Raw genomic sequence first — 12,092 nt, forward strand, 5'->3', positions numbered from 1 at the left:
CGGCGGACGGTGCCGGTGAGCGGAGAGAGAGGAGAGAGGAGGGGGAGAAGGGACAGGGAAGAGGGGGGTCGGGGGGCGGCTAGCCGATGTTGACGTCGATGCAGGCGTAGAAGGCGTTGGAGGTGTCGGCGATGTTCCAGACCGCCAGGATCTTCTGCTTGCCCTTGAGGCCGCCGAAGTTGACGGTGTGCGAGACCTCGGCCGGGGGCTGCTGGCCGCCGCCGCTGATCTCGGCGACCTTCGTCCCGTTGGCGAAGTACTGCCAGTTGCTGGTGGCGTGGCGGGCGGTGAACCGCCAGGTGAAGGTCTGGGTGCTGCCGACGGGGGTGACCTTCCAGCCCTTGGAGTCGTCGTCGAGGTCGGCGAACTGGCTGTTGCCGCCGCTGCAGCTCCTCAGCCCCTTGGGGCCTTCGACGCTCTGCGGCTCCCACTTGATGGGGCCGCAGCTGACGGTGCCGGCGGCGCACTGGGCCTGCCGGCTGGGCGGGGAGGAGACATAGCCGTGCGCGCTGGCCGGGCCGGCCGGCAGGGCGACGACGAGGAGGGGGGCGATACCGGCGGCGAGGGCGATCCTTCTCTTCTTGTTCATGTCAACCCTTTCGCGGAGGGGGGTGGATGACGCGAGGGTGTACCGAGGGGATTGGTCTAGACTTAACGCCCTGACCGCGTACCGTCAAGAGGTCGGACGGACCCCGGCTGCCGGAGCGCTGGACGCCCGCACCACCAGTTCCGGTGCCAACCGCAGGGTGCGGACCGGGTGGCGGGGCGCGGGGATCGGCGCGCCGGCGGGGTGCTGGACCAGCAACCGGGCCGCTTCCGCGGCGAGTTCGGCGACCGGCTGGCGGACGGTGGTGAGCGCGGGCTCGGCGAGCCCGGCCAGCGGGATGTCGTCGAAGCCGGTGACCGCGACCTCGCCGGGGACGTCCGCGCCGAGCTGCCGCAGGCGCTGCAGCGCACCGGCCGCGATCAGGTCGTTGGCGCACACCACGGCGTCCGGGCGGGCCGGCCAGAGGCGGTCGGCGGCGGCCCGGCCCCACTCCACCGAGAAGTCGCCGAGCAGCGCGCGTTCCGGCCCGGCCGGGTCGAGGGCGGCCGCGCCCGCCGCGTAGGCCGCGCGCCGTTCGGCCGCCGCCGAGGCGGTCCCGGCGGCGCCGATGAAGCAGGGGCGGCGGCGGCCGGTGGCGGCCAGGTGCGCGAGGACGAGGGCCATGCCGGCGGCGTTGTCGACGGCGACCGAGTCGGCGACGCCGGGGCCGCAGCCGCGGTCCAGCAGCACCAGCGGCACCCGTGCCGCGGCGGCGGCCACCGCGTCCCGGCTGCGCCGCTCGTCCACCGGGATCACCAGCAGGGCGTCCACCCGGCGGTCGAGCAGCGCGCCGATCCGGGCGGCCTCGGTCTCCGGGTCGTCGTCGCAGCCGGCGAGCAGCACGGCCCGGCCCGCGGCGTGCAGCGCGTGCTCCAACTCCCGTACGAGGGTGGGGAAGAAGGGGTTGGCGATCTGCGGGAGGACCAGGCCGACGGTGCCGGTGGAGCGGCTGCGCAGGGCGCGGGCGACCTCGTTGGGGCGGTAGCCGAGCCGTTCGGCCGCGGCCCGTACGGCGCGCGCGGTCTCCTCGCCGACCGGGCGGGTGCCGGCCAGCACCCGGGAGACGGTGGCGACGGAGCAGCCCGCCGCCCGCGCGACGTCCCGCAAGGTCACTTCGGCCACGGCGGCGTGCCCTTCCACTACGGGACGGCGGACCGCTCGGACGGCGCCGTCCCGGAACGATGGCGGCAAACGTTATCACCGCCCGTGCACAGACGTACCAGTTCCGTGCCCTCGGTACCAGCGGGTGAGGGGGTCGCCTGGCTCACACTTCGTTGACATTTCATTGACATCTCCGCGCAGGATGGGCGAAATTTCCGGAGAACGTTTTCCCTGGGTAGCGGCCCCCGCGGCGGCGCACTGGAGATCGAGTTCACCCCGCTTGACCGTCCCGCAGAGCAAAGGGGCTCTCCCGTTGGCCAGAAAGATCATCCTCGACTGCGACCCGGGGCATGACGACGCGATCGCCATGCTCCTGGCGCACGGCAACCCCGATGTGGAACTGGTCGCCGTGACGACCGTGGTCGGGAACCAGACGCTGGAGAAGGTGACCCGCAACGCGCTGTCGGTGGCGGCCATCGCCGGCATCACCGGTGTCCCGTTCGCCGCGGGCAACCCCCGCCCGCTGGTCCGGTCCATCGAGACCGCGCCGGACATCCACGGCGAGACCGGCCTGGACGGGCCCGAACTCCCCGAGCCCGCCTTCGAGCTGGACCCCCGGCACGCCGTGGACCTGATCATCGACACCGTGATGTCCCACGAGCCGGGCGAGATCACCCTCGTCCCGACGGCCGGGCTGACCAACATCGCGATGGCGGTGCGCAAGGAGCCCCGGATCGCCGAGCGGGTGCGCGAGGTCGTCCTGATGGGCGGCGGCTACCACGAGGGCAACTGGAGCGCGGTCGCCGAGTTCAACATCATCATCGACCCCGAGGCCGCGCACATCGTCTTCAACGAGAAGTGGCCGGTCACCATGGTCGGCCTGGACCTCACCCACCAGGCGCTGGCCACCCCCGAGGTCGAGGCCCGGATCGCGGCCCTCGGCACCAAGCCCGCGACGTTCGTCCTGGAGCTGCTGGACTTCTTCCGCGAGGCGTACCGCGAGAACCAGGGCTTCGAGTTCCCGCCGGTGCACGACCCGTGCGCGGTGGCGTACGTGATCGACCCGGACGTGATGACCGTGCGCAAGGCGCCGGTGGACATAGAGCTGCGCGGGGCGCTGACGCTGGGCATGACGGTGACGGACTTCCGCGCGCCGGCGCCCGCCGACTGCCACACCCAGGTCGCGGTCAAGCTCGACCACGAGCGGTTCTGGAACCTCGTCGTGGACGCGCTGGAGCGGATCGGCGAAGGCCGGGCATGAACGTCTCCACCGCACCGCGTACCACCGGCGTCCCCGGCGGCGGATCCGGCGTCCGGATCGGCGTGCTGGTCGCCGCGCTGCTCACCGCCTGCTTCGCCTTCCAGCTGAACGCCAGCATGCTCAGCCCGGCGCTGAAGAGCATCGAGGACTCGCTCGGCGCCAGCTCCGCCGAGGTGGGCATGACGCAGACCGCGTTCTTCACCTCCGCGGCGCTGTTCTCGCTGTTCCTGCCCCGGCTGGGCGATGTGCTCGGCCGGCGCCGCGTGCTGGCCGGGATGCTCGCCCTGATGGCGGTCGGCTGCGTCGTCGCCGCGCTGGCGACCAGCATCCCGATGCTGTTCGCCGGGCGGATCATCCAGGGTGTCAGCGGACCGGTGGTCCCGCTGTGCCTGATCATGCTGCGGGTCGAGGTCACCGAGCCGAAGAAGTACGGCACCCTGCTGGGCGTGATCACCGCCGTCAACGGCGGTATCGCCGGTGTCGACTCGCTGGCCGGCGGCTACCTCGCCGACCACCACGGCTTCCAGTCGGTCTTCTGGGCGATGGCGGTCGTGGCCGCCCTGGCCACCGCCCTGGTGGCCACGCTGACCCCGGAGTCCAAGGCGCGGGCCGCCTCCAAGATGGACTGGCCGGGCGTCGCGCTGCTGGTCGTCTCGGTCGGCGCGCTGCTGATCGCGCTCAACGAGGCCGGCAAGCTGGCCGCCGCCAACTGGGCCATGATCGCCGTCCTGGTGGTGCTGGCCGCCGCCGCGTTCGCGCTGTTCTGGCGGACCGAGGACCGCAGCCGGCATCCGCTGGTCGCCACCCGGCACCTCAAGCAGCGCGCCACCTGGTCGCTGCTGCTGACCACGGTGCTGACCATGACCGGCGTGTTCGCCGTGATGAACGGCCTGATCCCGGCCTTCGCCCAGGACGCCCAGGCGGGCCTGGGGATGTCCGCCGAGCAGTCGGCGTGGTGGACGCTGTCGCCGTACGCGCTGGCCGGGCTCGCGATGGGCCCGGTGGCCGGCCGGCTGGCCGCGACGTTCGGCTACGGCCGGATCCTGCGGCTGGGGCTGGTCGGTTCCGTGGGGTCGGTGGTGCTGATGCTGCTGACCATGCACGGCCAGTCGCACGTCCTGCTGCTGGTGACCTCGCTGCTGGTCGGCGTCACCTACGCGGGCGTGGCCAACATCGTGCTCAACGGGCTCGGCATCGTCCTCTCCCCCGGTGAGAACCCCGGCTTCCTGCCCGGTCTGAACGCGGGCGCGTTCAACCTGGGCGCGGGGCTGAGCTTCGCGGCGCTGTACGCGGTGAAGACCGCGCTGGCGCCCGCCGACCCGGCCTCGGCCGGCGGCTACACCGCGGGCATGATCGCGGGTGTGGTGATCCTGGCGCTGGCCATCGCCACGTCGTTCCTGATCCCGAAGCCGGTGGCGGCCGAGGCCCAGGACTGACCCGGGCCCGGCACCGTACCGACCGCCCGCCCGCCGCTCCCGTGACCACGGGGACGGCGGGCGGTTCGGTGTGTGCCGCCCCGCCACCGTGGTAGGCGTCCCCGTACCCCTCCTCCGTCGTGTTGTCAGGGCGGAGGGAACAGGGAGACTGGAACAGAAGGCAACGGAGGCAGCGTCATGGAACACGGTATGGACAAGACCGGTCCCGCCCGGGACGACATGATGAAGAAGCAGCTTCGGAGCCAGATGGCCACCGACCGTTCGCTGCGCGCGGACGAGAGCCGGGACCTGGAGCCGGCCGGCGAGGACCAGCCGGCGGTGGCACCGGCGCCGGACACCGCCTACCGCGGCGGCACCCCGCACGGGATGTCCGAACGCGACGTGGGGATCCGCTCGGAGCTGGCGCAGTATCTGGGCCGCAGCGTGTACCCGGCCGAGCGCGGCGACATCATCCGCACCCTGCGCCGCAACCACGCCCCGGACCGCCTGGTGTCGATGGCCGAGCAGCTGCCCGCCCATCACAAGTACAGCAATGTGCAGGGGGTCGCCGAATCCCTCGGTCTGGGCACCGAGGACCGGCGCTCCTAGGGGCAGTGGAGGAGGGCGGCACATGTCCGACGACGCCATGGGCGACGAGGTCTACCAGCCGCCCGCATCGGATCCGCAGGACATCCCCAACGACCTCGACATGGAGGACGCGCTGGACGAGCCGGGGCTGGACGAGTTCCTGGACACCGGCTACTCGCCGCCGGAGCGGCCGTTCGTGGTCAACCACGAGGGCACCACCGCGCGCGAGCAGCACGAGCGGGAATCCCTGGCCCACCGGCTCTCCGTCGAGCTGCCGGACATCCGCACCCCGGACGGCGACGGGATCGGCGATCTGCCGGACGGCGCCGGGGAGCCGTACGACGACCAGGTGGGCGAGGAGCGCGCCGGGCGGCTGGTCGGCTCCGACGAGGGGTTCTGGCGCGGGGGCGGCAGCAACGACATCGTCGGCCGGGACGTCGGCATCGACGGGGGCGCGGCGTCCGCCGAGGAGGCCGCGGTGCATATCGCGCACGACGTGGGCGGGACGGTCGAGGGCGAGGTCTGACCGCCACCGCTTTACCGGAGGCTCTCTCCGCTTCGTTGCGGGAACGGCAACGGACTTTGCCGTACCGCCGCGGGCCGCCGGATGCTCTCCCTCTCGACGACGAGAGGAGAGCCCGGCGATGGCAGCTCATGGCAGCGGCGGCGGGACCGGTACGGCGGTCCCGGACGACGAGGAGTTCTGGGACGCCCGGTACGCGGAGCGGGACCGGATTTGGAGCGGCAGCCCCAACGCGGCCCTGGTGCGCGAGGTCGGCGGGCGTTCCCCGGGGACGGCCCTGGACGTGGGCTGCGGGGAGGGCGCGGACGCGATCTGGCTGGCCGGGCAGGGCTGGCGGGTCACCGCCGTCGACGTCTCCGGCGTGGCGCTGGACCGGGCCGCGGAGCAGGCGGCCGCGGCCGGGGTCGCGGACCGGATCGACTGGCAGCGGCACGACCTGGCGGCGGCCTTCCCCGAGGGCCGCTTCGACCTGGTGTCGGCGCAGTTCCTGCACGCGCCCGGGGAGCTCTTCCGGGAGCGCATCCTGCGGCGGGCGGTGGACGCGGTGGCACCCGGGGGTGTGCTGCTGATCGTCGGGCACGCCGGGGCGGTCCCCGAGGAGCACCGCCGCACGCACGGTGAGCGCTTCCCGACGCCCGGGGAGGTGCTGGCGGCGCTGGCGCTCCCGGAGGGCGAGTGGGAGGTGCGGCGCAGCGAGGAGGTCACCCGTACGCAGACCGGTCCGGACGGGCAGCCGACCGAGCGGACCGACACGGTGCTGAAGGTGCGGCGCCGGGGCTGAGGCCCGGGTCCCCGGCGGCGGCGCGGGCCGCCGCCGGGGCGCACCGGGTCAGGCCGCCAGGACGGGCAGCGGCTTCTCGTAGAGCCAGGAATGCAGCAGCGGCCGGACGTGGGGGCCTGAGCAGCGCTCGGCGTGCGCGAGGAAGGCGGCGGTGTCGGCGCTGGCGCCGCGGTGGGTCTCGTGCCAGCCGCGCAGCAGCGCGAAGAACCGCGTATCGCCGACGGCCCGGCGGAGCGCGTGCAGGGCGCAGGCGCCGCGGACATAGATCCGGTCGTCGAAGATCCGGCGCTGGCCGGGGTCGGCGATCCGCAGGTCCTGAGGCCGGTCGCGCAGCGAGCGCCATTCGTGCCGGGCGATCTCGTCGGCGGAGTCCTCGCCGATGTGCTCGGACCACAGCCACTCGGCATACGTGGCGAAGCCCTCGTTCAGCCAGATGTCGCGCCAGTCGCGCAGGCTGACGCTGTTGCCGTACCACTGGTGGGCGATCTCGTGGGCGACCAGGGTCTCGGCGCCGCGCTGCCCGTCGATGTGGTTGCTGCCGAAGACCGACCGGGTCTGGTTCTCGACCGGGGCGGCGAGTTCGGCGTCCACCACCACCGCCCCGTACGCCTCGAACGGGTAGCGGCCGAACCAGCCGGCGAAGGCGCGCAGCATGTCCGGCTGGCGGGCCAGGTCGAACGCGGCCTCCTGGGCGAGCCGGGCCGGGTAGGCGTTGTGCAGCGCGACCGGCGGGTGGTCCGGGCCGACGTGGGCGGTGCCGCTGTCGTGGCGGAAGCGGCCGGTGTAGAGCGCGGCGAGGTAGGGGGCCATGGGCCCCGGGTGGTGGTACGTCCAGCATTCGCGGTGCCCGGTGCGGCGGCGTTCGAGGAGGGTGCCGTTGGCCAGCGCGTGGTGGCCGTGCGGGACGGTGATCCGGAGGGTGAAGGCGGCCTTGTCGTCCGGGCGGTCGTTGCAGGGGAACCACGACGGGGCGCCGAGCGGCTGGGAGGCGACCAGGGTCCCGTCGTGCGGGTCGCCGGTGCGGTCCCAGCCGATCGGGCCGAACGGGGAGCGGACCGGGCGGGGCCGGCCGCGGTAGCCGATCTCGGCGGTGAAGCGGGTGCCGGCGGCCAGCGGGCGCGGGGTGTCGAGGTAGAGCTTGCCCTGCTGCTGGCGGATCCGGACCCGGGTGCCGTCGATCTTGGCGGTGTGCGCGGTGAGCCGGGACAGGTCCAGTTCGACGCGGTCCAGCGGCTCGCAGGCCACCGCCTCGATCCGGGCCCGGCCCTCCAGGTTGGCGCCGGCCGGGCGGTAGTCCAGGTGCAGGTCGTACGAGACGGTGTCGTGGGCGTAGGTGCCGTGGCGCGGGAAGTAGCGGTCGGTGGCGCCGGCCAGGCCGTCCGCGACGGTGGCGGCGAGCGGGAGCAGGGCCGCGCCCCGGAGCAGGGCGCGGCGGCTGCAGCGGGTCATGCGGCCGCACCGCCTTGCGCGGCGGGCGCGGCGGCCTGCCGGGGGCGTTCGCCGGCGATCGGGTTGCCGGCCCACCGGGTGTGCGCGGGGACCGTCTCACCGCGCATGACCAGCGAGGACGGGGCGATGGAGGCGCGGGCGCCGACGTCGGTGCCGGGGAGCACGATGCCGTGCGGGCCCAGCGAGGCGCCCTCGGCCAGGCGGACGGTGTCCAGCCGCATGATCCGGTCGTGGAAGAGGTGGGTCTGCAGCACGCAGCCGCGGTTGACGCTGACGCCGTCGCCGAGGCTGATCAGGTCGGTCTCGGGCAGCCAGTAGCTCTCCAGCCAGACCCCGCGCCCGATCTTGGCGCCGAGGGTGCGCAGCCACCAGTTCAGGACCGGGGTGCCGGTGAAGGCGCCGGCCATCCACGGTACGGCGAGGGATTCCACGAAGGTGTCGTAGAGCTCGTTGCGCCAGACGAACGCGCACCACAGCGGGTGTTCGCCGGTGGTGAACCGGCCGACCAGCAGCCACTTGGCGAGCGTGGTGGTGAGCAGCGCGGTCAGTCCGGCGGCGAGCAGCAGCGGGGCGCCGACCAGCGCGGCGAGGCCCAGGCCGCCGCTGGCGAAGGCGTCCTGTTCGGTGAGGAGGACGCCCTCGGCGAGCGCGACGCCGCAGATCAGCGGCAGCACCCGGCACAGTTCGACGGCGGCGCGGGCCAGGACCAGGCGGCGCGGCGGGGCGAAGGTGCGGGCGGGGTCGGCCTGGGCGGCGACCCGGGGCAGCGGCATGGCGGGGCGGCCGAGCCAGGACTGGCCGGGCTCGCCGTGCGCGGGGGCGTTGGAGAGCACGCCGACCAGGCTGTGGTCGGGGACGTCGTGGCCGGGATCGACGATGCCGGAGTTGCCGACGAAGGCCCGGCGGCCGATCCGTACGGTGCCCAGCCGCAGCCAGCCGCCGCGCAGTTCGTAGGGGGCGACGAGGGTGTCGTCGGCGAGGAAGGCGCCGTCCTCGACGTGGAGGAGGGAGGGCAGCGGCAGCACGGTGGAGATCTCGGCGTGCCGGCCGACCCGGGCGCCCAGCAGCCGCAGCCAGTGCGGGGTGGCGAGGCTCGCGTAGAGCGGGAAGAGGCTGCCGTGGGCGCCGTCGAGGAGGCGGGTCACCAGCCAGGCGCGCCAGGCGACGCCGCCGGCGGCCGGGTGCAGGCCCGGGGTGATACCGCGGCCCAGGACGCGGACGGTGGCGGCGGTGACGAGGATCGAGCAGCCGGTGGTGACCAGTGCGAAGGCGGGGGCGGCGGCCAGCAGCCGCAGGGCCGCGGCGGACAGCGTGGCGCAGTCGCGGATCAGGAAGTACGCGGCGATCAGCGCGGGCGCCGCGGTGAGCAGGGCGAGCAGCGGCAGGCCGAGGAGGGTGAGCCCGTAGGCGGCGGTCCAGCGGCGGGAGCGGCGGTGGTGCGGGGCGGGCCAGGCGGGGCCGGCGATGCGTTCAGCGGCGCCGGCCGGGCGGGCCGGGGAGCCGGTCCAGCGGTCGCCGTCGGGGAGGGTGCCGTCCAGGCAGCCGCCGGCGGCGAGTTCGGCGTCCGCGCCGACGACCGCGCCGGGCATCAGCATGGCGCGGTGGGCGACCCGGGCGCCGGGACCGATGCGGACCGCGCCGATGTGCAGGGTGTCGCCGTCGAGCCACCAGCCGGAGATATCGGCCTCGGGTTCGACGCTGCACCCGTCGCCGAGTTCGGCGAGGCCGGTGACCGGCGGCATGGTGTGCAGGGCGATATCGCGGCCGGTGGCGCAGCCCAGGGCGCGGGCGTAGAGCCGGGCCCAGGGGGTGCCGAGGAGGGAGGGGACGCCGAAGGCGGCGACGGTGCGTTCGGCGGTCCACAGCCGCAGGTGGACGGCGCCGCCGCGCGGGTAGGCGCCGGGCCGGATCGAGCCGGCCAGCGCGCGGGCGGCCAGCGCGCCGATCGCGCACCGCATGGGCGCGCTGAAGAGCACCACCCAGCCGAGGGCCACCAGCCACCAGGCGGTGTGCGGGGCCCAGGCGTGCGGGGCGAGCAGGCCCAGGACGTTGTCGGCGAGCGCCAGCCCGACCAGTCCGCGCAGACCGGCGACGCCGTACAGGGCGGTCTGGACGAGGAGTTGGACGGCGGCGGCGCGGCGCGGGACGGGGCGGACCGGACGGGCCTCGGCGACCGGGCCGCCGAGCGAGTCGAGGTGCTCGGCCATATCGCGCAGCACCGGGTGGCGGTAGAGGTCGGCGACCGAGACGCCGGGGTGGTGGGCGCGGAGCATCGACGCCATCCGGGCGGCGACCAGGCTGGTGCCGCCGAGGGCGGTGAAGTCGCTGTCCGGGCCGGGCCGGACGCCGAGGAGTTCCTCCCAGACGGCGGCCAGGCGGGCGGCGGTGCCGTGGAGTTCGGGCGGTGGCCCGGCGGCGGCCGGGGCGGACGGCAGCGGCCAGGGCAGCGCGTTGCGGTCGACCTTGCCGGAGGTGCGGGTGGGCAGGTCGTCCACCTCGGCGAGGACGGGGACGAGTTGGGCCGGGAGCCGTTCCTGGAGCAGCGCTCTGGCCTTGTCCTGCTGGAAGCTGGAGCCGTCGGCGGTGCGCTGCTCGGGGACGACGTAGCCGACCAGGACCTGGGTGCCGGCCGGGGTGGCCTTGACGGCGGCGGCGGCGCCGCGGACGCCGGGCAGGGCGGCCAGCGCGGCGTCGATCTCGCCCAGTTCGATCCGGCGGCCGCCGAGTTTGACCTGGTCGTCGGCGCGGCCGAGGAAGAGCAGGCCCTCGGGTTCGGCGCGGACGAGATCGCCGGTGCGGTAGGCGCGGGCGGTGTCCAGGACGGCGTCCGGGCGGAACCGGTCGGCGTCCTTGACCGGGTCGAGGTAGCGGGCGGTGCCGACGCCGCCGATGACCAGCTCGCCCTCCTCGCCGTGGGCGACCGGCCGGCCGTCGCGGCCGACGACGGCGAGCTGCCAGCCCGCCAGCGGGAGGCCGATGCGGACCGGTACGCCGGGCAGCAGGCGGGCGGCGCAGGCGACGACGGTGGTCTCGGTCGGGCCGTAGGTGTTCCACATCTCGCGGCCGGGCCGGGCGAAGCGGTCCACGAGCCCGGCCGGGCACGCCTCACCGCCGACGATCAGCAGCCGGACCGCGCGCATCGCCTCGTCGGGCCAGAGCGCGGCGAGGGTGGGCACGGTGGAAACGACGGTGATCCCCCGCTCGACCAGCCACGGGCCGAGTTCGTGGCCGGCCCGGACCAGGGCGCGCGGGGCGGGCACCAGGCAGGCGCCGTGCCGCCAGGCGAGCCACATCTCCTCGCAGGAGGCGTCGAACGCGACCGACAGCCCGGCCAGTACGCGGTCGCCGGGGCCCAGCGGGCGGTCCTGGCAGAAGAGGCCGGCCTCGGCGTCGACGAAGGCGGCGGCCGAGCGGTGGCTGACCGCGACGCCCTTGGGCGCGCCGGTCGAACCCGACGTGAAGATGATCCAGGCGTCGTCGCCGGGGCCGGGCGGGCGCGGGGCGCCGGCGGGCCGGGCCGGGGCGTCGTGGGGGCCGTCGGGGCCGAGGACGGCGCAGACGGCGGCCTCGCGGAAGACGGTGGCGGCCCGCTCGTCGGGGTCGTCGGCGTCGACCGGGACGTAGGCGGCGCCGCTGCGCAGGACGGCGAGGATCGACAGGTACAGCTCGGCGGTACCGGAGGGCACGCGGATCCCGACCCGGTCGCCGGGGCCGATCCCGCGGTCCCTGAGCTGCCGCGCGCGGCGCTCGGTCTCGGCGCACAGCTCGCGGTAGGTGAGCGCCTCGGAGCCGGTGTCCAGGGCGGTCGCCCGCGGGTGGGCGGCGGCGGTGGCGTCGAGCACGTCGAGCAGGGTCCGCGGGGCCGGGGTGCCGGCGGTGCGGTATACGGCCCGTTCGGTGAGGGGCTCGGACGGCTCGAAGGACGATTCGAGAAGGGGCGACGACATCGATATGCCTCTGTTCGGTGCCGGTGGGCAGAAAACCCTCGGACGTTCGCCCCTACAGATGCCGGGCACCGGGCGGCGGTTCGCGGGCCGGGACCCGGAATCCGCTAATCGAACGCGGTGTGAAGGCGGCCGCCGGCCGCTCGGGCAGGCGGCGCCGGGAAACGCGCCGCGGCGCCTGACCACGGCGTGGGAAAGAATTGACTCCGGCCGGGGATTGTTTTCGGGACCCGCACCCGGCACCCGTAAAACCGCAGGTCACAGCCCTGCCGCCGATCGGTTACGGACCGGCCGGTCAAGCCTTGGCCAATTATTGCGCAACCGAGCAAGTATTCATCGCTTTCTCATGCCGGCCTCATCACGCCGTCATGACACCGCCATACCCTCGCAACGCGCCCGCCACACACCCGATCGCGTCACACCGGCCGCCAAGCGGGCCCGCGC

The 12,092-nt window shown here is 74.6% G+C and carries 9 protein-coding genes; 5 read left to right on the forward strand and 4 right to left on the reverse strand.

Going from position 1 to position 12,092, the window contains the following annotated elements:
- Positions 1 to 79: 79 nt before the first annotated feature.
- Both ADL22_RS00450 and ADL22_RS00455 read right to left on the reverse strand, forming a co-directional pair.
- A complete protein-coding gene (locus tag ADL22_RS00450) occupies positions 80 to 589 on the reverse strand; it encodes a lytic polysaccharide monooxygenase auxiliary activity family 9 protein (protein ID WP_066972427.1) in 510 nt (169 codons plus the stop codon).
- 84 nt (positions 590 to 673) lie between these two features.
- Positions 674 to 1,708: a LacI family DNA-binding transcriptional regulator gene (locus ADL22_RS00455; RefSeq protein ID WP_066972430.1), complete on the reverse strand. Its 1,035-nt coding sequence runs from the start codon at positions 1,706 to 1,708 to the stop codon at positions 674 to 676.
- A gap of 292 nt (positions 1,709 to 2,000) precedes the next feature.
- Between ADL22_RS00455 and ADL22_RS00460 the strand changes: the two genes are divergently transcribed.
- The 5 genes from ADL22_RS00460 (at position 2,001) to ADL22_RS00480 (ending at position 6,255) form a co-directional block, all read left to right on the forward strand.
- Positions 2,001 to 2,948 (forward strand): nucleoside hydrolase, encoded by a 948-nt coding sequence (locus ADL22_RS00460; RefSeq protein WP_066972433.1) that lies wholly within the window; start codon positions 2,001 to 2,003, stop codon positions 2,946 to 2,948.
- Positions 2,945 to 4,384: an MFS transporter gene (locus ADL22_RS00465; protein ID WP_066972436.1), complete on the forward strand. Its 1,440-nt coding sequence runs from the start codon at positions 2,945 to 2,947 to the stop codon at positions 4,382 to 4,384. The genes ADL22_RS00460 and ADL22_RS00465 overlap by 4 nt, the downstream gene beginning before the upstream one ends.
- A 177-nt stretch (positions 4,385 to 4,561) precedes the next feature.
- Positions 4,562 to 4,972, forward strand: a complete 411-nt coding sequence (locus ADL22_RS00470; RefSeq protein WP_066972439.1) for a DUF2795 domain-containing protein — start codon at positions 4,562 to 4,564, stop codon at positions 4,970 to 4,972.
- A 22-nt stretch (positions 4,973 to 4,994) separates the two neighbouring features.
- Positions 4,995 to 5,477 carry a DUF5709 domain-containing protein gene (locus ADL22_RS00475; protein ID WP_066972442.1) on the forward strand — a complete coding sequence of 161 codons (483 nt, stop codon included), beginning with the start codon at positions 4,995 to 4,997 and terminating at the stop codon, positions 5,475 to 5,477.
- A 118-nt stretch (positions 5,478 to 5,595) separates the two neighbouring features.
- Entirely contained in the window at positions 5,596 to 6,255 is a 660-nt protein-coding gene (locus tag ADL22_RS00480; protein WP_066972445.1) for a class I SAM-dependent methyltransferase, read from the forward strand.
- Positions 6,256 to 6,303: 48 nt separating this feature from the next.
- On the opposite strand, the gene ADL22_RS00485 is transcribed toward ADL22_RS00480, so the two are convergent.
- A complete protein-coding gene (locus ADL22_RS00485) occupies positions 6,304 to 7,704 on the reverse strand; it encodes a M1 family metallopeptidase (protein ID WP_066972447.1) in 1,401 nt (466 codons plus the stop codon).
- Entirely contained in the window at positions 7,701 to 11,651 is a 3,951-nt protein-coding gene (gene pls / locus ADL22_RS00490; RefSeq protein WP_066972450.1) for an epsilon-poly-L-lysine synthase Pls, read from the reverse strand. The genes ADL22_RS00485 and pls overlap by 4 nt, the downstream gene beginning before the upstream one ends.
- Positions 11,652 to 12,092 lie beyond the last annotated feature (441 nt).

The organism is Streptomyces sp. NRRL F-4489 (assembly GCF_001509485.1).
In the GTDB taxonomy this organism is placed as follows: domain Bacteria; phylum Actinomycetota; class Actinomycetes; order Streptomycetales; family Streptomycetaceae; genus Streptomyces.